Annotated in this window: 25 protein-coding genes; 16 read left to right on the forward strand and 9 right to left on the reverse strand. The window is 55.2% G+C overall.

Annotated features, from left to right (window positions below; translation table 11 throughout):
- The first annotated feature begins 8 nt into the window (after nt 1-8).
- The 9 genes from infB (at nt 9) to mtr (ending at nt 11,490) form a co-directional block, all read left to right on the forward strand.
- The gene (infB, locus tag ACG0Z5_RS16820) at nt 9-2,696 is read left to right on the forward strand and encodes a translation initiation factor IF-2 (protein ID WP_394449483.1); all 2,688 of its coding nucleotides are present in this window, start codon (nt 9-11) and stop codon (nt 2,694-2,696) included.
- A gap of 126 nt (nt 2,697-2,822) precedes the next feature.
- Nucleotides 2,823-3,224, forward strand: a complete 402-nt coding sequence (gene rbfA, locus ACG0Z5_RS16825) for a 30S ribosome-binding factor RbfA (protein WP_319627381.1) — start codon at nt 2,823-2,825, stop codon at nt 3,222-3,224.
- A complete protein-coding gene (truB, locus tag ACG0Z5_RS16830) occupies nt 3,224-4,168 on the forward strand; it encodes a tRNA pseudouridine(55) synthase TruB (protein ID WP_394449486.1) in 945 nt (314 codons plus the stop codon). The genes rbfA and truB overlap by 1 nt, the downstream gene beginning before the upstream one ends.
- A gap of 146 nt (nt 4,169-4,314) precedes the next feature.
- Nucleotides 4,315-4,584: a 30S ribosomal protein S15 gene (gene rpsO / locus ACG0Z5_RS16835; protein ID WP_394449489.1), complete on the forward strand. Its 270-nt coding sequence runs from the start codon at nt 4,315-4,317 to the stop codon at nt 4,582-4,584.
- Between the two features lie 247 nt (nt 4,585-4,831).
- Nucleotides 4,832-6,967 (forward strand): polyribonucleotide nucleotidyltransferase, encoded by a 2,136-nt coding sequence (pnp, locus tag ACG0Z5_RS16840; protein ID WP_319627379.1) that lies wholly within the window; start codon nt 4,832-4,834, stop codon nt 6,965-6,967.
- A 107-nt stretch (nt 6,968-7,074) separates the two neighbouring features.
- Entirely contained in the window at nt 7,075-7,959 is an 885-nt protein-coding gene (nlpI, locus tag ACG0Z5_RS16845; RefSeq protein ID WP_394449494.1) for a lipoprotein NlpI, read from the forward strand.
- Between the two features lie 106 nt (nt 7,960-8,065).
- Nucleotides 8,066-8,143 (forward strand): protein YrbN, encoded by a 78-nt coding sequence (gene yrbN / locus ACG0Z5_RS16850; RefSeq protein WP_110510645.1) that lies wholly within the window; start codon nt 8,066-8,068, stop codon nt 8,141-8,143.
- Entirely contained in the window at nt 8,136-10,091 is a 1,956-nt protein-coding gene (locus tag ACG0Z5_RS16855) for a DEAD/DEAH family ATP-dependent RNA helicase (RefSeq protein ID WP_394449496.1), read from the forward strand. The genes yrbN and ACG0Z5_RS16855 overlap by 8 nt, the downstream gene beginning before the upstream one ends.
- A gap of 154 nt (nt 10,092-10,245) precedes the next feature.
- Complete coding sequence (gene mtr / locus ACG0Z5_RS16860; protein ID WP_394449498.1) at nt 10,246-11,490, forward strand: tryptophan permease; 1,245 nt, start codon at nt 10,246-10,248, stop codon at nt 11,488-11,490.
- A 45-nt stretch (nt 11,491-11,535) separates the two neighbouring features.
- On the opposite strand, the gene ACG0Z5_RS16865 is transcribed toward mtr, so the two are convergent.
- From ACG0Z5_RS16865 to ACG0Z5_RS16875, 3 genes are all read right to left on the reverse strand, one after another.
- A complete protein-coding gene (locus tag ACG0Z5_RS16865) occupies nt 11,536-12,543 on the reverse strand; it encodes a luciferase-like monooxygenase (RefSeq protein WP_394449500.1) in 1,008 nt (335 codons plus the stop codon).
- Between the two features lie 142 nt (nt 12,544-12,685).
- Complete coding sequence (locus tag ACG0Z5_RS16870; RefSeq protein ID WP_394449502.1) at nt 12,686-13,582, reverse strand: U32 family peptidase; 897 nt, start codon at nt 13,580-13,582, stop codon at nt 12,686-12,688.
- Nucleotides 13,573-14,568 carry a peptidase U32 family protein gene (locus tag ACG0Z5_RS16875; protein WP_319786143.1) on the reverse strand — a complete coding sequence of 332 codons (996 nt, stop codon included), beginning with the start codon at nt 14,566-14,568 and terminating at the stop codon, nt 13,573-13,575. Before ACG0Z5_RS16875 ends, ACG0Z5_RS16870 begins: the two co-directional genes overlap by 10 nt.
- A gap of 218 nt (nt 14,569-14,786) precedes the next feature.
- Between ACG0Z5_RS16875 and ACG0Z5_RS16880 the strand changes: the two genes are divergently transcribed.
- Nucleotides 14,787-15,311, forward strand: a complete 525-nt coding sequence (locus tag ACG0Z5_RS16880) for an SCP2 domain-containing protein (protein WP_394449504.1) — start codon at nt 14,787-14,789, stop codon at nt 15,309-15,311.
- Entirely contained in the window at nt 15,305-15,808 is a 504-nt protein-coding gene (locus tag ACG0Z5_RS16885; RefSeq protein ID WP_394449506.1) for a GNAT family N-acetyltransferase, read from the forward strand. The genes ACG0Z5_RS16880 and ACG0Z5_RS16885 overlap by 7 nt, the downstream gene beginning before the upstream one ends.
- Here ACG0Z5_RS16885 and ACG0Z5_RS16890 read toward each other — a convergent pair.
- Nucleotides 15,795-16,079: a GIY-YIG nuclease family protein gene (locus ACG0Z5_RS16890; RefSeq protein WP_394449508.1), complete on the reverse strand. Its 285-nt coding sequence runs from the start codon at nt 16,077-16,079 to the stop codon at nt 15,795-15,797. The genes ACG0Z5_RS16885 and ACG0Z5_RS16890 overlap by 14 nt on opposite strands.
- Before the next feature lie 52 nt (nt 16,080-16,131).
- On the opposite strand from ACG0Z5_RS16890, the gene ACG0Z5_RS16895 reads away from it, so the two are divergent.
- Complete coding sequence (locus ACG0Z5_RS16895) at nt 16,132-16,575, forward strand: YhbP family protein (protein WP_394449510.1); 444 nt, start codon at nt 16,132-16,134, stop codon at nt 16,573-16,575.
- On the opposite strand, the gene ACG0Z5_RS16900 is transcribed toward ACG0Z5_RS16895, so the two are convergent.
- Nucleotides 16,555-17,073 (reverse strand): type 1 glutamine amidotransferase domain-containing protein, encoded by a 519-nt coding sequence (locus ACG0Z5_RS16900; protein WP_394449512.1) that lies wholly within the window; start codon nt 17,071-17,073, stop codon nt 16,555-16,557. The two genes, ACG0Z5_RS16895 and ACG0Z5_RS16900, sit on opposite strands and share 21 nt — an antisense overlap.
- A gap of 126 nt (nt 17,074-17,199) precedes the next feature.
- On the opposite strand from ACG0Z5_RS16900, the gene ACG0Z5_RS16905 reads away from it, so the two are divergent.
- Together ACG0Z5_RS16905 and ACG0Z5_RS16910 are read left to right on the forward strand one after the other, a co-directional pair.
- Nucleotides 17,200-17,847, forward strand: coding sequence for an NAD(P)H-binding protein (locus ACG0Z5_RS16905; RefSeq protein WP_394449514.1), 648 nt, complete (start codon nt 17,200-17,202; stop codon nt 17,845-17,847).
- A 39-nt stretch (nt 17,848-17,886) separates the two neighbouring features.
- Nucleotides 17,887-18,933, forward strand: coding sequence for a permease (locus tag ACG0Z5_RS16910; RefSeq protein WP_394449516.1), 1,047 nt, complete (start codon nt 17,887-17,889; stop codon nt 18,931-18,933).
- A 32-nt stretch (nt 18,934-18,965) separates the two neighbouring features.
- Here ACG0Z5_RS16910 and dolP read toward each other — a convergent pair whose 3' ends face one another.
- Genes dolP through ACG0Z5_RS16930 form a run of 4 tightly spaced genes read right to left on the reverse strand, consistent with a single transcriptional unit; the run spans nt 18,966 to nt 22,617 of the window.
- On the reverse strand, nt 18,966-19,541 hold the full coding sequence (dolP, locus tag ACG0Z5_RS16915) for a division/outer membrane stress-associated lipid-binding lipoprotein (protein ID WP_394449518.1): 576 nt from the start codon (nt 19,539-19,541) through the stop codon (nt 18,966-18,968).
- A 9-nt stretch (nt 19,542-19,550) separates the two neighbouring features.
- Entirely contained in the window at nt 19,551-20,141 is a 591-nt protein-coding gene (gene diaA / locus ACG0Z5_RS16920; protein ID WP_110510535.1) for a DnaA initiator-associating protein DiaA, read from the reverse strand.
- Between the two features lie 26 nt (nt 20,142-20,167).
- Nucleotides 20,168-20,557 (reverse strand): YraN family protein, encoded by a 390-nt coding sequence (locus ACG0Z5_RS16925; protein WP_394449520.1) that lies wholly within the window; start codon nt 20,555-20,557, stop codon nt 20,168-20,170.
- Nucleotides 20,515-22,617: a penicillin-binding protein activator gene (locus tag ACG0Z5_RS16930; RefSeq protein ID WP_394449522.1), complete on the reverse strand. Its 2,103-nt coding sequence runs from the start codon at nt 22,615-22,617 to the stop codon at nt 20,515-20,517. Before ACG0Z5_RS16930 ends, ACG0Z5_RS16925 begins: the two co-directional genes overlap by 43 nt.
- 63 nt (nt 22,618-22,680) lie before the next feature.
- On the opposite strand from ACG0Z5_RS16930, the gene rsmI reads away from it, so the two are divergent.
- Nucleotides 22,681-23,547 (forward strand): 16S rRNA (cytidine(1402)-2'-O)-methyltransferase, encoded by an 867-nt coding sequence (rsmI, locus tag ACG0Z5_RS16935; protein ID WP_319627362.1) that lies wholly within the window; start codon nt 22,681-22,683, stop codon nt 23,545-23,547.
- Between the two features lie 624 nt (nt 23,548-24,171).
- Nucleotides 24,172-24,937, forward strand: a 766-nt coding sequence (locus ACG0Z5_RS16940; RefSeq protein ID WP_394449524.1) for an Ig-like domain-containing protein, incomplete at its 3' end; no start/stop codon positions are given.

The following is a 24,937-nucleotide window of genomic DNA, read 5'->3' on the forward strand; positions in this document are numbered from 1 at the left end:
GGAACAGCATGACAACAGATGTAACCGTAAAAACGCTGGCCGCAGAGATTCAGACTTCCGTGGACCGCCTGGTACAGCAATTCGCTGATGCAGGTATCCCGAAGCAAGCTGATGACTCTGTAACCGCACAAGAAAAACAGACTTTGTTAGCGCACCTGAACCGTGAACACGGTTCGGCGCCAGACAAGCTGACGCTGCAGCGCAAAACTCGCAGTACTCTGAGCGTTCAGGGTACCGGCGGTAAAAGTAAATCGGTGCAGATTGAAGTCCGCAAAACGCGTACCTTTGTAAAACGTGACCCGCAGGAAGCTGAACGTCTGGCGGAAGAAGAAGCGAAGCGTGAAGCGGAAGAACAAGCCCGCCGTGAGGCTGAAGAAACAGCCAAGCGTGAGGCACAGGCAAAAGCTGAACGTGAGGCCGCAGAAAAAGCTAAACGTGAATCCGCTGATAAAGCGAAACGTGAAGTTGCGGAAAAAGACAAAGTGAGCAATCAACAGACAGACGATATGACAAAAACCGCCCAGGCTGAGAAAGCCCGCCGTGAAGCAGAAGCCGCAGAGCTGAAGCGTAAAGCGGAAGAAGAAGCGCGCCGCAAGCTCGAAGAAGAAGCCCGTCGCGTTGCGGAAGAAGCCCGCCGCATGGCCGAAGAAAACGAGAAAAACGGTGTGAATACCGCCGCTGAGCCGACTGAAGACACCAGCGACTATCACGTGACCACATCTCAGCATGCTCGTCAGGCTGAAGACGAAAACGATCGTGAAAGCGAAGGTGGCCGTAGCCGTGGTCGCAACACCAAAGCTGCGCGTCCTAAGAAAGCCAACAAACATGCTGAATCTAAAGCCGACCGCGAAGAAGCCCGTGCTTCCATTCGTGGCGGTAAAGGTGGCAAGCGTAAAGGTTCTTCCCTGCAGCAGGGCTTCCAGAAGCCAGCTCAGGCTGTTAACCGTGACGTTATCATCGGTGAGACCATCACCGTTGGCGATCTGGCAAACAAAATGGCCGTTAAAGGTTCTCAGGTCATCAAAGCAATGATGAAACTGGGCGCAATGGCGACCATCAACCAGGTCATCGACCAGGAAACCGCACAGCTGGTTGCCGAAGAGATGGGCCACAAAGTTATCCTGCGTCGTGAAAACGAGCTGGAAGAAGCAGTAATGAGCGACCGTGACACTGGCGCAGCGGCTGAACCGCGTGCACCGGTTGTGACCATCATGGGTCACGTTGACCACGGTAAAACCTCTCTGCTCGACTACATTCGTTCTACTAAAGTGGCATCCGGCGAAGCGGGTGGTATTACCCAGCATATCGGTGCTTACCACGTAGAAACTGACAACGGCATGATCACCTTCCTGGATACCCCGGGCCACGCCGCGTTTACCTCCATGCGTGCTCGTGGTGCGCAGGCGACGGATATCGTGGTACTGGTTGTTGCCGCAGACGATGGCGTGATGCCGCAGACTATCGAAGCTATCCAGCACGCGAAAGCGGCGCAGGTGCCAGTGGTCGTTGCAGTGAACAAAATCGATAAGATGGAAGCCGATCCGGATCGCGTGAAGCAGGAACTGTCCCAGTACGGCATCATGCCGGAAGAGTGGGGCGGCGAAAGCCAGTTCATCCACGTATCTGCGAAAGCCGGTACCGGTATTGATGACCTGCTCGACGCTATTCTGCTGCAGGCTGAAGTTCTGGAGCTGAAAGCCGTCCGTAACGGTATGGCGAGCGGTGCAGTTATCGAATCCTTCCTGGATAAAGGTCGTGGTCCGGTTGCAACCGTGCTGGTTCGTGAAGGTACCCTGAACAAGGGCGACATCGTCCTGTGTGGCTTCGAATACGGTCGCGTTCGTGCGATGCGTAACGAACTCGGTCAGGAAGTGATGGAAGCAGGTCCGTCCATTCCGGTTGAGATCCTCGGCCTGTCTGGTGTACCGGCTGCCGGTGACGAAGTTACGGTTGTTCGTGACGAGAAGAAAGCGCGTGAAGTTGCGCTGTATCGTCAGGGCAAATTCCGTGAAGTTAAGCTGGCTCGTCAGCAGAAATCTAAGCTGGAAAACATGTTCGCCAACATGACCGAAGGCGAAGTTCACGAAGTGAACGTCGTTCTGAAGGCCGACGTACAGGGTTCTGTAGAAGCAATCTCCGATTCTCTGCTGAAACTCTCTACCGACGAAGTGAAGGTGAAGATCATCGGTTCTGGCGTAGGTGGTATCACCGAAACCGACGCGACCCTGGCTGCTGCATCCAACGCGATTCTGGTTGGCTTCAACGTACGTGCTGACGCATCTGCGCGCCGTGTCATCGAAGCTGAAAGCCTGGATCTGCGTTACTACTCCGTCATCTATAACCTGATCGACGAAGTGAAAGCAGCGATGAGCGGCAAGCTGTCACCAGAACTGAAACAGCAGATCATCGGTCTGGCTGAAGTTCGTGACGTGTTCAAATCACCTAAATTTGGTGCCATCGCAGGTTGTATGGTTACCGAGGGTGTGGTCAAACGTCACAACCCAATCCGCGTTCTGCGCGACAACGTGGTTATCTATGAAGGTGAGCTGGAATCTCTGCGCCGCTTCAAAGATGATGCCAACGAAGTCCGTAACGGCATGGAATGTGGTATCGGCGTTAAGAACTACAACGACGTCCGCGTCGGCGATATGATCGAAGTGTTCGAGATTATCGAGATTCAGCGTAGCATTGACTAATCGTTGAAATGTCCGGGTTTGTAGGCCTGATAAGCGCGAGCGCCATCAGGCTTAGAAGCGCCACCCGGCAATCGTTCTAAAAAGGGGCTTATGGCCCCTTTTTTGTCTTTATCTGGAGAATTTATTATGGCGAAAGAATTTGGTCGCCCACAGCGCGTATCCCAGGAGATGCAGAAAGAGATTGCTATCATCCTGCAGCGCGAAATTAAAGATCCGCGTTTGGGTCTGATGACTACCGTTTCCGGGGTTGAAGTCTCCCGTGACCTGGCCTACGCCAAAGTATTCGTCACCTTCCTGAACGACAAAGATGAAGCTGCTGTGAAAGCGGGCATCCGTGCGTTGCAGGATGCTTCCGGCTTTATCCGTACGCTGCTGGGCAAAGCCATGCGTCTGCGTATCGTGCCGGAACTCACCTTCTTCTACGATAACTCGCTGGTTGAGGGCATGCGTATGTCCAACCTCGTGACCAACGTGGTGAAGCATGACGAAGAACGTCGTGTGAACCCGGACGACAGCAAGGAGGACTGATGAGTCGTCCTCGTCGTCGTGGTCGCGATATTCACGGTGTGCTGCTGCTGGATAAGCCACAGGGCGCATCCAGTAATGACGTACTGCAAAAGGTAAAGCGTCTCTATAACGCGAACCGCGCAGGGCATACCGGCGCGCTGGATCCGTTGGCGACAGGCATGTTGCCCGTCTGTCTCGGTGAAGCCACCAAATTTTCGCAGTATCTGCTCGATTCCGATAAACGCTATCGGGTGATTGCGAAGCTCGGCCAGCGTACCGATACGTCTGATGCCGATGGTCAGGTGGTGGAAGAGCGTCCAATGGCGTTTACCGCTACTGAACTGGCCGCCGCGCTGGAGAGTTTCCGCGGTGACACCCTGCAGGTGCCGTCGATGTACTCGGCGTTGAAATACCAGGGTAAGAAGCTGTACGAATACGCTCGCCAGGGCATTGAAGTACCGCGCGAAGCGCGTCCGATTACCGTCTACGAGCTGTTGTTCATTCGTCATGAAGGCGATGAGCTTGAGCTGGAAATCCACTGTTCGAAAGGCACCTACATCCGGACAATCATTGATGACCTGGGTGAGAAGTTGGGCTGTGGGGCGCATGTCATCATGCTACGCCGCCTGGCGGTAAGCCGCTATCCGGTCGAAAAAATGGTCACGCTGGAGCACTTACAGGCGTTGGTTGCTCAGGCTGAAGCACAGGATATTCCGGCGGCACAACTGCTGGATCCGCTGCTGATGCCGATGGACAGCCCGGCGGCAGATTTCCCGCTGGTAAACCTGCCACTGACCTCGTCGGTGTACTTCAAAAACGGTAATCCGGTGCGTTCAGCAGGTGTTCAGGTCACGGGCCTGGTGCGTGTGACCGAAGGCGATGATGGCAAATTCATCGGTATGGGCGAGATTGATGACGAAGGCCGCGTTGCGCCGCGTCGTCTGGTTGTCGAGTATCCGCAATAATCGCCTGTCTTGCGATAACAGGTCGCTACAGGTAGAATATTGCCGCTTAACGTCCGAATAAAGGTTCGCCTAGATGAGGCCGTTAATCCTGGGGTCGCTGAATTAGAGATCGGCACCCTTTTTACTTTTTAAATCTGGAGTTTAAAATGTCTCTAAGCGTTGAAGCTAAAGCAAAAATCGTTTCCGAGTTTGGTAGTGGTTCTAACGACAGCGGTTCTACCGAAGTTCAGGTTGCACTGCTGACTGCTCAGATCAACCACCTGCAGGGTCACTTCTCTGAGCACAAAAAAGATCACCACAGCCGTCGTGGTCTGCTGCGCATGGTTTCTCAGCGTCGTAAACTGCTCGACTACCTGAAACGTAAAGATGTAGCACGCTACACCGCGCTGATCGAGCGTCTGGGTCTGCGTCGCTAATTCTGGCGAGTTTCAGAAAGAGGGGCCTTTAGGGCCCCTTTTTTCAACCAGATGGCAGCAATTAACATGAAACTCATGTATTGTTTGTATTGCTGAAACAAATGATCTTCATTGCAGCGTTTCGCGCGGCTAATGAGAGACTTAACCGTAGGTTAGGATTGTCATTAGTCGCGAGGATGCAAGAGGATCGGTTCTCTAAACGGTACATCCAATGGTGTCCCGTTACTCATCAAGAAAGGATATTATTTTGCTGAATCCGATCGTTCGTAAATTCCAGTATGGCCAGCACACGGTCACTCTGGAAACCGGCATGATGGCACGTCAGGCGACGGCTGCTGTTATGGTTAGCATGGATGACACCGCGGTATTCGTTACCGTTGTAGGTCAGAAAAAAGCGAAACCAGGCCAGGACTTCTTCCCGCTGACCGTTAACTACCAGGAGCGTACTTACGCTGCCGGTAAAATCCCTGGTGGTTTCTTCCGTCGTGAAGGCCGTCCAAGCGAAGGCGAAACCCTGATCGCGCGTCTGATTGACCGCCCGGTTCGTCCGCTGTTCCCGGAAGGCTTCGTCAACGAAGTCCAGGTTATCGCGACCGTTGTGTCCGTAAACCCACAGGTTAACCCAGATATCGTGGCGATGATCGGTGCATCCGCAGCGCTGTCCCTGTCTGGTATTCCATTCAATGGCCCAATCGGTTCTGCTCGCGTCGGTTACATCAATGACCAGTACGTACTGAACCCAACCCAGGAAGAGCTGAAAACCAGCAAACTGGACCTGGTTGTTGCCGGTACCGAAGCTGCGGTCCTGATGGTTGAATCCGAAGCAGAACTGCTGAGTGAAGATCAGATGCTGGGCGCGGTGGTATTTGGCCACGAGCAGCAGCAGGTCGTCATCCAGAACATCAACGACCTGGTGAAAGAAGCGGGTAAACCACGTTGGGATTGGCAGCCAGAAGCCGTCAACGAAGCGCTGCACGCGCGCGTTGCTGAGCTGGCACAGTCTCGTCTGAGCGATGCTTACCGCATTACCGACAAGCAGGAACGTTACGCGCAGATTGATGCTATCAAATCTGACGTTATCGCGACCCTGATTGCCGAAGACGACACCCTGGACGCTAACGACTTGGGCGACATCCTGCACGGTATCGAGAAAACCGCTGTACGTAGCCGCGTACTGGCAGGCGAACCGCGTATCGATGGTCGTGAGAAAGACATGATCCGTGGTCTGGACGTGCGCACTGGCGTACTGCCACGTACTCACGGTTCCGCACTGTTCACCCGTGGTGAAACTCAGGCGCTGGTAACAGCGACTCTGGGTACCGCACGTGACGCACAGAACATTGACGAGCTGATGGGCGATCGCACCGACAGCTTCCTGTTCCACTACAACTTCCCTCCGTACTCTGTGGGCGAAACCGGTATGGTTGGCTCACCGAAGCGTCGTGAAATTGGTCACGGCCGTCTGGCGAAGCGTGGCGTGTTGGCAGTGATGCCTACCACCGACGAATTCCCATACACCGTACGCGTTGTGTCTGAAATCACCGAATCTAACGGTTCTTCTTCCATGGCTTCCGTATGTGGTGCTTCTCTGGCACTGATGGATGCAGGCGTACCGATTAAATCTGCAGTAGCAGGTATCGCGATGGGTCTGGTGAAAGAAGGCGAGAACTTCGTAGTTCTGTCCGACATCCTCGGCGACGAAGATCACCTGGGCGATATGGACTTCAAAGTAGCGGGTTCCCGCGAAGGTATCTCTGCACTGCAGATGGATATCAAAATTGAAGGTATCACCAAAGAGATCATGCAGGTTGCTCTGAACCAGGCCAAAGGTGCGCGTCTGCACATTCTGGGCGTAATGGAACAGGCTATCAACGCACCGCGTGGTGACATCTCTGAATTCGCACCGCGTATTCACACCATCAAGATCAGTCCAGACAAGATCAAAGACGTTATCGGTAAAGGTGGCTCTGTTATCCGTGCGCTGACCGAAGAAACCGGCACCACCATCGAAATCGAAGATGACGGTACCGTGAAAATCGCAGCGACCGACGGTGACAAAGCGCAGTACGCTATTCGCCGTATCGAAGAGATCACCGCTGAAATCGAAGTGGGCCGCATCTACAACGGTAAAGTTACTCGTATCGTAGACTTCGGTGCATTCGTTGCTATCGGTGGCGGTAAAGAAGGTCTGGTCCACATTTCTCAGATTGCCGACAAGCGTGTTGAGAAAGTGACTGACTATCTGCAGATGGGTCAGGAAGTACCGGTTAAAGTTCTGGAAGTTGATCGCCAGGGCCGCGTACGTCTGAGCATTAAAGAAGCGACTGAGCAGACTCAGCCAGCCGCCGCGCCAGAAGCGCCGGCAGCGGAACAGGGCGAGTAAGGTTGCCATTAGCCCTCCGCTTTTGCGGAGGGCGCATTCCGGGCAGGACGCTTGTTAGCAGCCGGGGAACAGGACGTTCATCCAATTGTTGTCTTCGGGAGTGGGAAATGAAGCCTTTTTTGCGCTGGTGTTTCGTTGCGACAGCACTCACGCTGGCAGGATGCAGTAATTCTGCCTGGCGCAAGAGTGAAGTCCTGGCGGTGCCATTGCAACCGACTTTACAGCAAGAAGTGATTCTGGCACGTATGGAACAAATTCTTGCCAGTCGGGCTTTAACCGATGATGAACGCGCACAGCTTTTATATGAGCGCGGAGTGTTGTATGATAGTCTCGGTTTGAGAGCATTAGCGCGGAACGATTTCTCGCAAGCGTTGGCAATCAGACCCGATATGCCTGAAGTATTCAATTACTTAGGCATTTATTTAACGCAGGCAGGCAATTTTGATGCTGCCTATGAAGCGTTTGATTCTGTACTTGAGCTTGATCCAACTTACAATTACGCATATCTGAACCGCGGCATCGCGCTTTATTACGGTGGTCGCGCAAAGTTAGCGCAAGATGATCTGCTGGCGTTTTATCAAGACGATCCCAATGATCCTTTCCGTAGTCTGTGGCTTTATATCGTTGAGCGGAAGCTCGATGAGAAGCAGGCTGTCGTAGCACTCAAGCAGCGCTATGAAAAATCGGACAAAGAGCAATGGGGATGGAACATTGTCGAGTTCTACCTCGGTAACATTAGCGAAGCAACGCTGATGGAAAGACTGAAGGCAGACGCAACGGATAACACCTCGCTCGCTGAGCATCTCAGTGAAACAAACTTCTATTTAGGTAAGTACTACCTAAGTCTGGGGGACAAGGACAGCGCTACGGCACTGTTCAAACTGGCGGTTGCTAACAACGTTCATAACTTTGTTGAGCACCGATACGCATTGTTGGAATTAGCGCTCTTGGGCCAGGAGCAAGACGACCTGGCAGAATCGGACCAGCAATAGCTGACGAACAACTCAGCCCATAATCTTTTTTGATTGCCATCATCTTTACGGGTGAGGGCTTTATTGTTCGTTAATTCACCAAATTTGAGCCGGTTCACACTTTTCAATGAAAATTGCAGGTCAATTTCACGATGAGTTATGTAGACTGGCCGCCATCTACGAGGCACGTGTACTACATGACTGATATCATCGAGACTACTACTATCGAAACTACTTTTTCCGATCTGGGGCTGAACGCCTCCATCCTCAAAGCCCTGAACGATCTGGGTTACGAAAAACCATCTCCAATCCAGGCAGAGTGTATCCCACATCTGCTCGGTGGCCGTGACGTACTGGGTATGGCCCAGACCGGTAGCGGCAAAACTGCAGCGTTCTCTTTACCGCTGCTGCACAACCTTGATCCAGAGCTGAAAGCACCACAGATTCTGGTGCTGGCGCCGACCCGCGAACTGGCGGTTCAGGTTGCTGAAGCCATGACGGATTTCTCTAAACATATGCACGGCGTAAACGTGGTAGCCCTTTACGGTGGCCAGCGTTATGACGTACAGCTGCGCGCCCTGCGTCAGGGTCCACAAATTGTCGTGGGTACCCCGGGCCGTCTGCTCGATCACTTAAAACGTGGCACGCTGAACCTGTCCAGCCTGAAAGGTCTGGTACTGGACGAAGCCGATGAAATGCTGCGTATGGGCTTCATCGAAGACGTTGAAACCATTATGGCGCAGATCCCAGAAGGTCATCAGACCGCGCTGTTCTCTGCGACCATGCCAGAAGCGATTCGTCGTATTACCCGTCGCTTCATGAAAGAACCACAGGAAGTCCGCATTCAGTCAAGCGTGACGACCCGTCCTGACATCAGCCAGAGCTACTGGACGGTGTGGGGCATGCGTAAAAACGAAGCACTGGTTCGTTTCCTGGAAGCGGAAGATTTTGATGCGGCGATTATCTTCGTGCGTACCAAAAACGCGACTCTGGAAGTGGCTGAAGCGCTGGAACAAAGCGGCTATAACAGCGCAGCGCTGAACGGCGACATGAACCAGTCCCTGCGTGAGCAGACTCTGGATCGTCTGAAAGATGGTCGTCTGGACATCCTGATTGCTACCGACGTTGCGGCCCGTGGCCTGGACGTTGAGCGTATCAGCCTGGTTGTTAACTACGACATTCCAATGGACTCAGAATCCTACGTTCACCGTATCGGCCGTACCGGTCGTGCGGGTCGTGCGGGTCGTGCGCTGCTGTTCGTTGAGAACCGCGAGCGTCGCCTGCTGCGCAACATCGAACGCACCATGAAGCTGACCATTCCAGAAGTTGAACTGCCGACCCGTGAACTGCTGAGCGAACGTCGTCTGGCTAAGTTCTCCGCTAAAATCCAGCAGCAGCTGGAAAGCAGCGACCTGGATATCTACCGCGGTCTGCTGGCAAAAATTCAGCCTTCTGCTGAAGAAGAGCTGGATATGGAAACCCTGGCTGCAGCACTGTTGAAAATGGCTCAGGGCGAACGTCCACTGATCCTGCCACCAGATGCGCCGATGCGTCCTAAGCGTGAGTTCCGCGATCGTGACGATCGTTTCGATCGCAATGACCGTGCTCCGCGCGGTGACCGTAACGACCGTGGCCCACGTGGCGATCGTCCAGAGCGCAGCGGTGAAGACCGTCCGCGTCGCGAACGTCGTGACGTTGGTGACATGCAGCTGTACCGCATTGAAGTGGGCCGTGATGACGGGGTTGAAGTTCGTCACATCGTTGGCGCCATCGCTAACGAAGGCGATATCAGCAGCCGTTACATCGGTAACATCAAGCTGTTCGGTACCCACTCGACTATCGAGCTGCCAAAAGGTATGCCGGGCGAAGTGCTTCAGCACTTTACTCGTACCCGCATCCTGAACAAGCCGATGAACATGCAACTGGTCGGTGATGCCGTGCCGCACACCGGTGGTGGCGAGCGTCGTGGCGGCCCTGCTGGCGGTCGTGGTGGTTTCGGCGAGCGTCGTGAAGGCGGTCGTAGCGAAGGTCGTCGTTTCAGCGGCGAACGTCGTGAAGGTGGTGCAGGCCGTTTCAGCGGTGAGCGTCGCGAAGGTGGCCGTGCGCCGCGTCGTGATGATGCACCAGTACGTCGTCGTCCTACCGAAGCGTAATAGCCGAGTTTAAAACTACGGTTACGTACGTAAAGTAAACGATACAGCCCCGGTATTGATTATCGGGGCTTTTTTTATTCCAATTGTACTCGTGTACTGGTACAGTGCTGCGCATTAACACGGATATGAATTCTTTTTCTGGAGAGCAGGCGCTATGGCGACATTGACCACCACAGCAACCCGGCCGTCATTGATTGGCGGGGTGGTGATTATCGGCGGAACGATTATCGGGGCGGGAATGTTCTCGCTGCCGGTGGTGATGTCCGGGGCGTGGTTCTTCTGGTCGCTCGCGGCGCTGGTGTTTACCTGGTTCTGTATGCTGCATTCCGGGCTGATGATCCTTGAGGCGAACCTCAATTACCGGATCGGTTCCAGCTTTGACACCATCACCAAAGATTTACTGGGCAAGCGCTGGAATATCATCAACGGACTGTCGATTGCCTTCGTGCTCTATATTCTGACCTATGCCTATATCTCGGCGAGCGGTTCTATTCTGCATCACACCTTCAGCGAAATGTCCCTGAACGTGCCACCGCGCCTGGCGGGGCTGGGCTTCGCGTTGCTGGTAGCGTTTGTGGTATGGCTCAGTACCAAAGCGGTCAGCCGCATGACGGCTATCGTGCTGGGGGCGAAGGTCATCACCTTCTTCCTGACGTTTGGCAGCCTGCTCGGGCATGTGGAATCCCCGACGTTGTTTAACGTGGCTGAACAGCATGCGACGTACCTGCCGTATTTGCTGATGACGCTGCCATTCTGTCTGGCGTCGTTTGGCTATCACGGCAACGTGCCGAGCCTGATGAAATACTACGGTAAAGATCCGCGTACCATTGTGAAATGCCTGGTCTACGGCACGTTGCTCGCGCTGGGTCTGTACGTTATCTGGTTGTTGGGCACGATGGGCAATATTCCACGTCCCGAATTTGTCGGCATCGCGCAGAAAGGCGGGAACATTGATGTACTGGTGCAGGCGTTAAGCGGGGTGTTGAACAGCCGTAGTCTGGATCTTCTGCTGGTGGTGTTCTCAAACTTTGCGGTGGCGAGCTCTTTCCTCGGCGTAACGCTGGGCCTGTTCGACTACCTGGCCGATCTGTTTAAGTTCGATGATGCGCCGCTTGGGCGTTTTAAAACTGCGCTGTTGACGTTTGTTCCGCCGGTGGTGGGAGGCTTACTGTGGCCGAACGGTTTCCTGTATGCGATTGGTTATGCTGGCCTGGCTGCCACTATCTGGGCGGCGATTGTTCCGGCGCTGCTGGCACGTAAGTCTCGCAAACGCTTTGGCAGCCCGCAGTTCCGCGTCTGGGGTGGCAAACCGATGATTGCCCTGATCCTGATATTCGGGGTGGGTAACGCGGTGGTGCATTTCCTGTCGAGCTTTAATGTGTTGCCTGTGTATCAGTAATCGTTCACGCCCGGCGGCGAAATGCCGCCGGGCAATAAACAAAAATTACCCCAACAGTTCCTCTTTCACCTGCATCGCTAAATCAAACGAATGCAGGCGTGCCTGATGATCAAAGATCTGCCCGTTAACCATGATTTCGTCAGCCTGCGTTTCACGCAGCACCGATTCCAGCCCATGACGGACTTTCGCTTTGTCACCCACCAGAGACATGCCCAGCGCCTGATCGACCCCGTATTTTTCCGACGGAGACCAGAATTGGTCCATATTCTCAATCGGCGGCGGCAGCTGCCCGGTTTCACCCCGGCGCAGTTTGGCGAACGCCTGTTGCATTGAGGTGAACAGAAACTCCGCGTCTCGGTTGCTGTCGGCGGCAATGATGTTGATGCACACCATCGCGTGCGGTTTTGCCAGACGTTCTGATGGCTTGAACTGGGTGCGATACAGCTGCAGCGCCTGGAACAGCATATCCGGTGCGAAGTGTGAGGCAAACGCGAACGGGAGGCCTAACTGCGCTGCCAACTGAGCGCTGTACAGGCTTGAGCCTAGCAGCCACACCGGGATTTTCTCACCGTAGCCCGGCACAGGACGTACCTGCGGATTCGGGTCACGCGCGTCGAACCAGTCAACCAACTCCGCCACATCGCGCGGGAAGTTATCGATATCTCCGCCCATATGACGGCGCAGGGCGCGCATCGTCGGCTGATCGCTCCCCGGCGCACGGCCCAATCCCAAATCGATACGACCCGGGTAAAGCGTATTGAGGGTGCCGAACTGCTCAGCAATGACCAGCGGGGAGTGATTCGGTAACATCACCCCACCGGAACCGAGGTGCAGGGTAGTGGTATTGGCCGCCAGATAGCCAATCAGCACCGACGTTGCGGCGCTGGCAATGCCGGTCATGTTGTGGTGCTCGGCCAGCCAATAGCGATGATAACCACGCTTCTCTGCGAGGCGTGCCAGATCGAGTGAATGAGAAAAGGCCTCTTTGGCAGAGGAACCTTGAGGGATCGGGGCCAGATCCAGCACCGAGAAAGCAATATTTTTGTCAGTCATAACGGCTCACTTTGCTACAGCATCGTCATCAGATTGAAGGTCTTCTTCCAGTCTGGCGCAGGATAATCGCGCCAGCCAGAAAAGCTGCATCTTTCATACTGCATGACAAACGGATAACTGCTGTTAACAAAGTGAGCTTTTTTTAAGCCTGCAGTTCAAGCCCGGCCAGACGTTTCCAGTAGCCGTTGCAATCGCTATGCGCTTCGAGCGTGAGCGGCGCAGCCCCGTTTTCATTCGCACGGAAGGCGTCAATCATCGCAAAGGTTTCTGTGCCCAGGGGGGACAGGCGCACGATATCAACCAGGCCCGCCATAGACTGAAGCTCGTTGCCGAGGTTGTAAACGTAGCCGCTCATGGTTTGGATGCCGTTGAGAACAAACACCTGCTGATTTTCCTGTGACAGCATGTTGCGCCCGTTCGGGTATTTAATGCAGCAGGTTTCGCATTCGTCTTTCGGTTTATCTTCCGAACGTGCGGTAAAGCAGCGGGCGGAGTAGGCCAACGGCAAATGGCCGTAGCTCAGCACTTCCACTTCGAATTTATCGCGAATGCCTAATTCTTCGCACTGATTCAGCAGATTTACCAGCCAGTCTCGGGAGAGTTCCACTGGCATACACCAACGCACCATGCCCTGTTTTTGCAGCAGGCGAAGCGTCACGGCGTTGTAGCAGTTCAGCGCGTGCCCGGCGACAAACGGTAATTTGCGATCGGCGCAGAGGTTCACCACGCCCAGGTCGCTGGCTTCCAGAAGAAAATCCCCATTTTCAACATAGCGCTTCAGCTCGTTGAGTTCGGAAGAGGCCTGCACCAGCGCCAGCGTCGAGAGCACTACCTGCTTGCCGCTTCCGGCCAATGACTTCGCCATATCCAGCCAGTCGCCGACTTTGGTGGCGCGACGTTTACTGCACACGGCTTCACCGAGATAAATCACGTCGGCGCTGCTGTGGGCCGCCTGCTGATAAAAATCTTCCAGCGTCTCTTTTGACCAGTAGTAGAGCACCGGCCCTAATGAATATTTCATCACGTTCCTTACTGCCATTTACGGTGATACGCGCCAAGCGTGGTTTGGGTGCCTTCGGACATCGCGCCCAGCGTGTCCATCCACGCGGCCTGTGGCACGAAGTTCTGCGGATCCGCCATACAGCGGTCGATCGCCTGACGCCACACTTTCGCCACCTGGCTGACATACGCCGGGCTACGCTGGCGGCCTTCGATTTTTACCGAGGCAATATTTGCGGCGAGCAGTTCCGGCAGCAGTTCCAGAGTGTTCAGGCTGGTCGGCTCTTCAAGCACGTGGAAACGCTGATCGTCAACCAGATAGCGCCCTTTACACAGCGTCGGATACCCGGCGTTTTCGCCGTCCTGATAGCGGTCGATCAGCACTTCATTCAGACGTGACTCCAGCCCCTGCGGCGTTTGCTGCCAGCGCACATATTTCGCCGGTGAACAGGCTCCTACCGTATTCGGTGACTCCCCCGTTAACCAGGAGGAGAGAAAACAGCGGCCTTCAGCCATAATGCACAGGCTGCCGAAGGCAAAAACTTCCAGCGGAACTGGCGTGGTGCGCGCCAGTTGCTTAACCTGATGAATAGAAAGTACGCGTGGCAGTACCACGCGGGCGACGTCAAAGTGACGATGATAGAAGCGAATGGCTTCTTCATTGGTCGCGGAAGCCTGCACGGAGACATGGCGTTCAATGTGCGGATAGCGCTCGGCGGCGTATTCCAGCATTGCGATGTCAGCGAGGATCAGCGCATCGGCACCGAGCTGAGCCGCCATATCCACCGCGCGTTGCCAGCGGGCGTAACCGTCCGGGTGAGCAAACGTATTGATGGCGATATGTAGCTTACGGCGATGCTGATGAACAAAGCTGACCGCTTCCTGCAGTTTCTTTTCGGTGAAGTTAAGGCCGGCAAAGTGACGGGCGTTGGTGTCATCTTTCAGTCCGATGTATACCGCGTCGGCACCGTTTTCGATGGCCGCCTTAAGCGCCGGGAGGTTTCCGGCAGGACAGAGCAGCTCCATAATGTTTCCTGAGGCAGCGACCCGCAGGGCCGCGATTGTTAACGAACTGGGATTTTAGTTAACCCAACGTCGACAATTTTTGATTTGAGGCAGTTAAAAGCGCATTGAGCGTGCCAATAATGCGGCACAGCCTCTTACAGAATTGTTGATTTACGCCGCTATGTTGTTCAACGGATGTGGCAGAATAACCAGACTATTGCATTGAGGGAGTAAAGCTCGTGTTGGATAAACTGCGTTCACGCCTGGTACAGATGGGCCCGACTCTGATGAGCGTCCCGGTGAAAGTCGCGCCGTTCGCGTTAAAACGTCAGGTACTGGAACAGGTGCTAAGCTGGCAGTTCCGCCAGGCACTGGCGGAAGGGGAACTGGATTTTCTGCAAGGCCGCTGGTTAAGCATTGAAGTGCGCGACATTGGCCTGCGTTGGTTCACTTCCGTCGAGAATGACCGCCTGATTGTCAGTGATTCCGCAGATGCCGATGTGAGCTTCAGCGCTGATGCCAGCGATTTGCTGATGATTGCGGCTCGCAAGCAGGATCCGGATACGCTCTTTTTCCAGCGTCGTTTAGTGATCGAAGGCGACACGGAATTGGGGCTATACGTTAAAAACCTGATGGACGCCATTGAGCTTGAGCAGATGCCGAAAGCGCTGCGTATCATGCTGATGCAACTGGCGGACTTTGTTGAGGCCGGATTACAGAATCCGCCACAAACCAGACACACATCGGTAGGTGAGCCATGCTGATTCGAGTGGAGATTGGGATAGATGCGCCGGGTATTGATGCCCTGCTGCGCCGTTCGTTTGACGGCGAAGGCGAAGCGGATTTGGTGCACTCCCTGCGTGAAGACGGTCTGATTACTCTGGGCCTGGTCGCCACAGACGACGAAGGACAGGTGGTCGGCTATGTGGCCTTCAGCCCGGTTAGCGTCGAAGGCGAAGAGTTGCAGTGGGTCGGACTGGCCCCGCTGGCGGTAGATAAAGCCTGGCAGGGGCAGGGTATTGGCCGTCAGCTGGTGTATGAAGGGCTCGATTCACTCAATGAGTTCGGTTACGCCGCTGTGGTGACGCTGGGCGACCCGGCGCTGTACGGTAAACTGGGCTTCGAACCGGCTGCTCGCTTTGATTTACGCTGCCGTTGGCAGGGAGCTGAGGCGGCGTTCCAGGTACGTCCGCTGGCCGATGATGCGCTCAACGGCGTGCATGGCCTGGTCGAATACAGCGACCATTTCAACCGTTTCTGAGGCTCGCTAACATCGCGTCAAATGACGCATCTCCGGCGACGAGGCGCTCTTTCTGGCGCTTCGTCAGCTGCTTGATTTGATATTCCAGTCGCAACGCAAGTGAGCGTTCACCAACTTCACGAGCAAACGCCAGCGTGAGCTCTCCCTTTCCCCGTAACGCCTTCGCCCCCTTCCCGCACTGATGCTGGCTCAGACGACGCTCAACGTCGGTTGTAATGCCCGTATAAAGACGGTTATCAGGGCTTCGAATCATATAGACAAACCAGCACACGTTCCGGCTCCTGTGTTAAGGTGAGCGCACCATAGCACGCGGGAGAGTAAAAATGGAGTCACTGGCCGCCATCAGTCGATGGCTGGAAAAACAGCACGTTGTCAGCTGGAGTGTGGCAAAAGACGGCGAGCTGTGGGCCGCCTGTGCATTTTATCTTTACGACCGTGAAAACGTGGCCTTCTACCTGCTCACCGAAGAAACCACCCGCCATGCGCAAATGAGCGGTCCACGCGCCGTTGTTGCCGGCACGGTTAACGGACAGCCGAAAACGGTGGCGCTGATCCGCGGCGTGCAGTTCCGGGGTGAAATACGGCTAATGGAAGAAAATGAGAGTGCGGCGATGCGCGAACGCTACTATCGCCGCTTTCCGATGGCCAGAATGCTGCCGGCGCCCCTGTGGGAAGTCCGGATTGATGAACTGAAATTCACCGACAACACGCTGGGTTTTGGTAAGAAAATGATTTGGTTGCGAGGATCAGGAGCCGAGCAGGCGTAACGCCTCGCGATTAAACGCCGGAAGGTCATCCGGCGTCCGGCTGGTCACCAATTGATCCTTATCTACCACCACTTCCTGATCGTAAAACTCACCGCCCGCATTTTTAACGTCCACCACAATCGGCTTCACGGCGGTCAGTTTGCGTCCGCGCAGTACATCGGCGCTAATTAACAACTGCGGGCCGTGGCAGATAGCGAACACCGGTTTGCCGCTGTTGATAAAATCACGGGTAAAGGTAACGAAACGCTCGTCACCGCGCAGCTGGTCCGGGGAGTAGCCGCCGGGGAGCAACAGGGCGTCAAATTCGGCAGGACTGACGTCATCAATGGCTTTATCGATAGCGACGCGGGTCTCGCCTTTTTTGCCTTTGACCGTTTTACCCGCCTGTTTTTCAATGGTTACCACCTGATGGCCCGCTTTCTTAAATTCAGCGGCGGGTGAGGCAAACTCTGAATCTTCAAACTCGTCGGTTAACAAGACCGCTATTTTCTTGCTCATGGTTCCTCCGTGGTTCTGGCTTCAGAAAGGTAAATTCTCCAGAAAGGGTTAATACTCATTCAGACTGTTAAGCCTGGTTCATTCCGGGGCATTGATCACACGGAAAATTCTGCAAAGGAGACTCTAATGACACATGTACTGATTACCGGGGCAACTGGATTGGTTGGTGGGCACTTACTACGAATGATGATTCAGGCGCCTGGCATTACCCATATTACCGCCGCCACCCGACGCCCGTTGCAGGATATGCCCGACAAGGTCAGTAATCCTCACGACCCGCAGCTGACCGACGCGCTGGCGCAGGTGACAGCGCCGGTCGATATCGTTTTCTGCTGTCTCGGCACCACGCGGCGCGAGGCGGGCAGCAAAGAGGCGTTTGTGCATGCCGACTATACGCTGGTGGTGGATACCGCGCTCACCGGCCAGCGGCTCGGAGCCAGCCAGATGCTGGTGGTCAGCGCGATGGGAGCCAATGCCCGTTCGCCCTTTTTCTACAATCGGGTGAAAGGCGAAATGGAGGAAGCGTTGATAGCCCAGCAGTGGCCCCGGCTGACGATTGCCCGTCCGTCAATGCTGCTGGGCGATCGTGAAAATCGCCGTCTGAACGAGTCGCTGCTGGCGCCACTGTTTGGTTTCTTACCGGGGAACTGGAAATCCATCGACGCACGTGACGTGGCGCGCGCCATGCTGAATGATGCGCTGGCCCCTGCTACACAGGGCGTAAACATCCTCTCCTCGGCAAAATTACGTGAAATGGCGGCAAGGCAGGCGTAACATCCTGCCTCACAATATTTTTCTTCTCCGGAGCCTGGTATGACTGGTCAGTCTTCCTCTCGGGCAGCAACCCCACTGACGTGGTGGAAACCTGCACTCTTCTTTCTCGTGGTGATCGTTGGTCTGTGGTACGTGAAGTGGCAGCCGTATTACGGCAAAGCGTTCACCGCGGCGGACACCCACAGCATCGGTAAATCCATTCTGGCGCAGGCGGCTGATAACCCGTGGCGGGCGGCGTTGGACTACGCGATGGTCTATTTTCTCGCGGTCTGGAAAGCCGCGGTGCTGGGTGTCCTGCTGGGATCGCTGATCCAGGTGCTGATCCCCCGTGACTGGTTGCTGCGCACCCTCGGACAACCGCGCTTTCGCGCCACCCTGCTTGGCACCTTATTTTCACTGCCTGGGATGATGTGTACCTGCTGTGCGGCTCCGGTGGCGGCGGGTATGCGTCGCCAGCAGGTATCGATGGGCGGCGCGCTGGCCTTCTGGTTGGGTAATCCACTGTTAAACCCGGCCACGCTGGTATTCATGGGGTTTGTGCTCGGCTGGCAGTTCACGCTGATTCGGCTGGCTGCGGGGTTAGTCACGGTGCTGCTGGTGGCGACGCTGGTGCAAAAATGGGTGCAAGAGCCCGTCAGCACCCAGCCTGTTCCGGTGGATACGCCAGATGAGTCGAACGATTCCGCGTTCCTTGCCCGCTGGGGGAAAACGCTGTGGACGCTGTTCTGGAATACGATCCCGGTGTATATCGTCGCGGTACTGGTCCTCGGAGCCGCGCGCGTCTGGCTGTTCCCCCATGCGGACGGCGTTGTGGGCAACACGCTGTTTTGGGTGATAGCGATGGCGGTGGCTGGGGCATTATTTGTCATCCCGACCGCAGCAGAGATCCCGATTGTCCAGACCATGATGCTCGCAGGAATGGGAATGGCTCCAGGTCTGGCGCTGCTGATCACGCTCCCAGCGCTGAGCTTGCCGTCGCTGTTTATGCTGCGCAAAGCGTTTCCGGCTAAAGCGTTGTGGCTCTCAGGGGGCTTGGTGGTGCTCTGTGGTGTGATAACGGGCGGAGTGGGTTTGTACGTTTTATAGGCCCGGCAAACTTGCGCCGCCGGGCAGAGTGCTTACTTGAGGAAGGTAAAGGCGGTGGTGACGTGTTTCACCCCGCTGACGCGGCTGGCGATATCCGCCGCGGCTTTGCCTTCACGTTCGGTCAGGGAACCCATCAGGAACACTTCAGCGTTTTCGGTGGTGACTTTCACCGCAGAGGATTTCACCTGATCGCTACCCAGCAGCTGTGAGCGAACTTTGGTGGTTATCCAGGTATCGGAAGAGGCGGTGCCCAGCCCAATCGGCTGACCCTGACGGATTTCGTTAAACACTTCCGCCGCGCCTTCGACACCCATCGCGATTTGTTTGGCCTGTGAAGCCAGTTCGGTTGACGGCGCCTGGCCGGTCAGCAGGACTTTACCTTGCCATGCCATGACGTTCACACGCGCTTCTTTCTTCAGTTGTTCATCTTTGTTCAGGGCGCTGTTCACACGCAGTTCAAGCGTGCTGTCGTCGACTTGCGTACCCACGGTACGTGGATCGGTGGCCGCTTTGGTGCCGACCGCTGCGGTGCCGACAACGGCTGCCGCGACACATCCCTGAAGCAGCAGCGCGGAAATAAGGACCGCGAGGGGCGAAAATGCCTTCATGAGTACTCCTTAATCGTCCTGGTGTGGGAAAAGGGTGTTATCAATCAGATCGCATAAACAGTTTACCGTCAGCATATGCATCTCCTGAATGCGTGCGCCACGGTGCGAGGGAATGCGGATTTCCACATCCTGAGGGCCCAACAGGCCAGCCAGTTCCCCCCCGTCATAACCCGTCAGCGCCACAATGGTCATATCACGCGTCACGGCGGCTTCAACGGCTTTCACGATATCGCGGCTGTTTCCCCGGGTGGAGATAGCCAGCAGTACGTCGCCCGCATGACCCAGCGCACGAACCTGTTTGGCATACACTTCATCGTGCAAGCGATCGTTGGCAATCGCCGTTAAGACCACATTATCGGTATTAAGTGCAATCGCAGGTAAACCAGGGCGTTCTGTTTCAAAACGGTTGATCATGCAGGCAGCAAAATGCTGTGCGTTGGCGGCCGATGTGCCATTGCCACAACAGAGGATTTTGTTGCCGTTAAGTAAGGATTGCACCAGCGTCATGGCGGCCCGGGAAATAGCGTCCGGAAGCGCTTCTGCTGCTGCGATTTGGGTCTGAATGCTTTCCGTAAAGCAGGCTTTAATTCTGTCGAGCACGATTTCCCTTAAATTCTTGAGTGACGCTATTCGCCAAAGGCGTTTGTTAACCATTCTACCTGACTGCCGGTGAAGGCTACCACATCGAACCGGCAATCCGTAGTCTCAAAGCTCCCATTGTGGCGGGCAAGCCACAAGCGGGCGGTGTGTAATAATTTTACTTGTTTGCTGCGTGTCACACTGGCGGCCGCGCCACCGTAGCGCGCGGAGGTCCGGTAACGAACCTCAACAAATACCGTTACCGCACCCTCTTTCATGATCAGGTCGATTTCGCCGCCGCGCGTCGTAACGTTCGCGGCGATGAAACGCAGTCCTTTGCTTTCGAGCCAGCGACGCGCTTTTAGCTCCCACGCATCGCCGGTCTGTTTACGGCTTAGTTTGCTGCAACCATCTGTCCCTGCTGGTATTTGAGCCATGACAACTTCCTGTTGATCACACAATCCTGAGTGGCGGTCAGATCGCCTGTGTTGCCGTTCAGTTCAAAGCCTGGCACCTGACGCATCTGAGAGAAGTGATTCGCCAGCGTCCAGGCATCCACGCCCATGGCATACAGCCGCGCCAGCGAATAATCGTTACGCACCGCGCTCAGCGCCTGCTGCATCAGAGCCGGATTGCTGCCCGCCAGCATAGGGATTTCGCTGAACTGCAGTCCGTCCATTTCGAGACGGAAATCCGGGCCTGCGGTCCCCTGCGCACTACGTGAACTTGCATAAAGGGTCGCGCCACTCTGGCTGCCGTTGCGCATCGCAATCATCGGTTTGATGTAGGCTATCTCTTCCGGGGTGGCGACAATATAGGCCGCATCGACTTTACCGCCGCCGGAGATTTGCGCTTCGCTCGGTGGCGCCGGGATAGTCAGGCCACCAATCGTGACGGCTTCCTGCTGAGGCAGGCTGGCGCTGATTGGGCTACCGGTCAGGGCGATCCCGCCTCCGCCATTGACGTTACCACGCAGCTCATTCACTGAACCAAATTTCTGTTCCAGCACCACACCCCCGCCGAGTTTCTGCCACTCTTGCGCAAAGGCGTTCGCCACGCGATCGCCGAATCCATTGCGCGGGATCAGCACCAGCGGAGCCTGCTTACCCTGATCGTGAATATGGTGCGCCGCATCGCGGGCCTCATCTTCCGGGGAGAGCGCGAAATAGCAGACGTTAGCTTTATTCTGCACGTTTTCTGGTTGGTTGAGCGCCAGTACGTTCAGGCTGGTGTTGCTCTTAACCAGTGACTCTACGTCCGGCTTAAGCAGAGGGCCCACGACCAGGGACACGCCGTCCTGCTGCGCCTGATTCAGGATTTGATCCAGAGGGGCGGCGGTGGTGTCGTAAACCTTCACGTTAGCCGAGGGATTGGCGGGAACGGCGACGACAGCGGGCTGAGCCGCAGGCTGCACAGAACTGCTGTCATCTGCGCTCACCGGCTGTGTGGCCGTAGGCGTTTCAGTTTGCTGAGGCGCAGTCACCGGCTGGGCCTGCGTGCCGACCGCAGGCTGGCTGGTGGCGGTCAGGTCGTTGATTTCAGCCTCAGACGGGCTGACGACAGTATTGTCCTGCACGGTTGCCGCCTGGGCAGTTTGTTCCGGCACAGCGCTGCCGCTTACCGCACCTGCGCTGCCATTTTTCGCGGCTTCAAAACCTTGCTGAATGGTGCGTCCGAAGACTGCGGCCTGGCCGTTCAACGGCAGCAGAAGGGCAATTTTTGCCGTGGACGCGGGTTTAAAGCTCTGCACGTTGACTAACTGAGTCGGCAGCATTTTCGCCCCCGGGTTCTGCGGATAGCGCGTTTTCCAGTCCTGGATCCCGGCTTTCATCATGTCCGGATCGTTGCGGTTATCGAACCAGACACGTTGCAGATCCAGCCAGCCCTGTAAGACGTTTTCATCAGCGTTGATCACCAGCGTGTTGGCCTGATCTTTGGTCATTGAGGACAGCGCCTGCCAGGTGGCATCGATATTTTTCTGTTTATCTTGCGGCGCGGTCAGCAGCGGTTCCTGCGCAATCAGGGCGCGCAGCAGCGGCAGCGACGGCTGGCCGTTCATCGCCACAATCACATCCTGCCAGTAACGGGCCTGCTGATTGCTATCGAGGTCGGCGACCTCAACGTTAGCGAGTAGCGCCTGCGCCCCGGCAAAATCTTTCTGCGATAGCTTGATTTCTACGTCCAGCAGCGACTGTTCTTTACGCTGAGAGGCGGTCAAGTCCTGAGGCAGTTGACCGTAGAGTTCCAGCGCCTGCTGGCTCTGGCCTTCTTTCAGCAGTGCACGAATGGCGAGTAATTGCCAGTTGGTCTTGCTATCATCTGAACTTTGCTGCATCTGCTGCAGGTAGTAACCGGAATCGGCCTGCGCGCTGCCTTCGAGGTGCGCGACACTCTGGTCTGCGCTTTGCTGGGTGCCACAGCCGGCAAAAAGTAACGCAGCCAGCATAACAGGCAGACAGCGCGCGGCTTTAGAACGAAGAAATGTTGACGGTACCATACGTATCCAGTGATATTTTTTTAGCTCAATGCTCAATATTAAATCGGCAATACGGACTAAACAATGAAACAACGCGAAACAGCGGACAATTCTCAGGGTCAGCTCTATATAGTGCCCACGCCAATCGGTAATCTTGGCGACATCACCCAACGTGCGCTGGAAGTGCTGCAAGCTGTTGATCTCATTGCCGCGGAAGACACGCGTCATACCGGTTTATTGCTCCAGCATTTTGCCATTAATGCCCGTATGTTTGCCCTGCACGACCATAACGAGCAGCAAAAAGCCGAAACCCTGCTGGCGAAGCTGAAAGAAGGGCAAAACATCGCGCTGGTTTCCGATGCCGGAACGCCGCTAATCAACGATCCGGGCTATCACCTGGTGCGTACCTGCCGTGAAGCGGGGATCCGCGTGGTGCCGCTCCCAGGCCCGTGTGCGGCTATCGCGGCGCTGAGTGCGGCAGGACTGCCGTCCGATAAATTCTGCTATGAAGGTTTTCTGCCCGCGAAGTCGAAGGGTCGCCGGGATGCGTTACGCGCCCTGGAAAACGAACCGCGTACCCTGATTTTCTACGAATCCACGCACCGTCTGCTGGAAAGCCTGGAAGACATCACCGCCGTCCTCGGCGAATCGCGCTACGTGGTACTGGCCCGCGAACTGACCAAAACCTGGGAAACCATCACCGGTGCGCCGGTCGGTGAACTGCTGGCGTGGGTAAAAGAAGACGAAAACCGTCGCAAAGGCGAAATGGTGCTGATCGTCGAAGGTTTCAAAGTGCAGAGCGACGATGCGCTGCCCGCTGAAGCCCTGCGCACCCTGGCCCTGTTGCAAGCCGAACTGCCCCTCAAGAAAGCCGCCGCCCTCGCCGCCGAAATCCACGGCGTGAAGAAAAACGCGCTGTACAAGCACGCCCTGGAGCAGCAAGGGGAGTGATGTTTTGAGCCGCTACCCTGGGTTGGGTAGCGGCTGAAAAAATAATGTATTGCCAGCCGAAGGGTTTCTTCCGACAGCAAGTCATCATTCTCTAAGTTCGGTGGATATCATTCACAAAAAAAGCCGCCTTGCGGCGGCTGGAAATAATCTGGGAAATTTAATATCTGTATGAACAAAGAATAAAGAACAAAATGCCAACGGACCTTATCACTGTGGATCAGTTGTGTCATCTTCAATTCGTCGGTAGCCAGAGAAATATATTTTCTAATATTTAAAAATCCCATCCATGGGCAGTAAGAATTATGTCTGACAGATTCTGCTAAAGATTTTCTCCATACCTAAAATTGCTCAAGATTAATTAGAAATCACAATTTAATTAAATAAAATTTAAAGGCTTGAACTGCGGTAACTCCGTATGAGTATCGTATTAAATGATGAGATTTGATTTTTTCGACTTTTGTTTTTTCTTTGAAGGCGTTTCTGCCAATAAATACCCGCATTACACTACTGGCTGATAATGATGGCTCGTTATTCATTATGATTTCTCAGCTTAGCATCGGAACTGAATAATTCTATTTTTAGATGCTGAGTATTAAATTATATAGCTATGGAGAACTGGACACGATGTCTGATTCAACAGAAAAACAAAATGACTTAACGCTGGCTGCGGTTGGCGCTGGTTCCACCTCACCGGTGACCATTGATAGCATTCTCGATAATACCGGCCAGCACCAGGGCCCGGTTGCTCAGTACGGCGAAACCGATGACCTGCAGCCAACGCTGACAGGGTCTGTCCCCATTGGCACCAGTAGCAGTCTGATCATTCGCGTCTACCTCAACGATGAGCCAATCGGCACCGCCCATGCACAGGCTGACGGCACATGGACCTATACCCTAGAGACTCCGCTGGATCCGGACGCACAGAATTATTTCCAGGCCGTCCTTCTGAATCCGCGTGACGACTCGGCACCTCGCTTCTCCGACCCTTACTTCATCAACACCACCGCCCCTGACCAGGATGTTGTTGCACCTGATGTGCCAGTAATCGACAGCGTGGCAGACAACGTACAGGGTGGCATTACCGGCGACCTGGCTAACGGCAGTCTGACTAACGATGCCCGTCCGGAGCTCACTGGTCATGCCATGGCGGGCGCTACTGTCAATATCTATGACAACGATGCCCTGATTGGCACCGCCATCGCGGGTGCAGACGGCTCATGGCGTTTCACGCCTAACACTGACCTGTCTGAAGGGGCGCACAATCTGAGCGCGACCGCGATGAATGCGGCAGGTGAAAGCGCCTCAACGGACGGCTTTGCCCTGACCGTGGACACAGAGGTTGCCACCCCGGTGCTGACCGCAATTGTGGATAACGTCGGGGATTACCAGA

This window comes from Scandinavium sp. M-37, from assembly GCF_043558715.1.
Taxonomy (GTDB): domain Bacteria; phylum Pseudomonadota; class Gammaproteobacteria; order Enterobacterales; family Enterobacteriaceae; genus Scandinavium; species Scandinavium vulneris_A.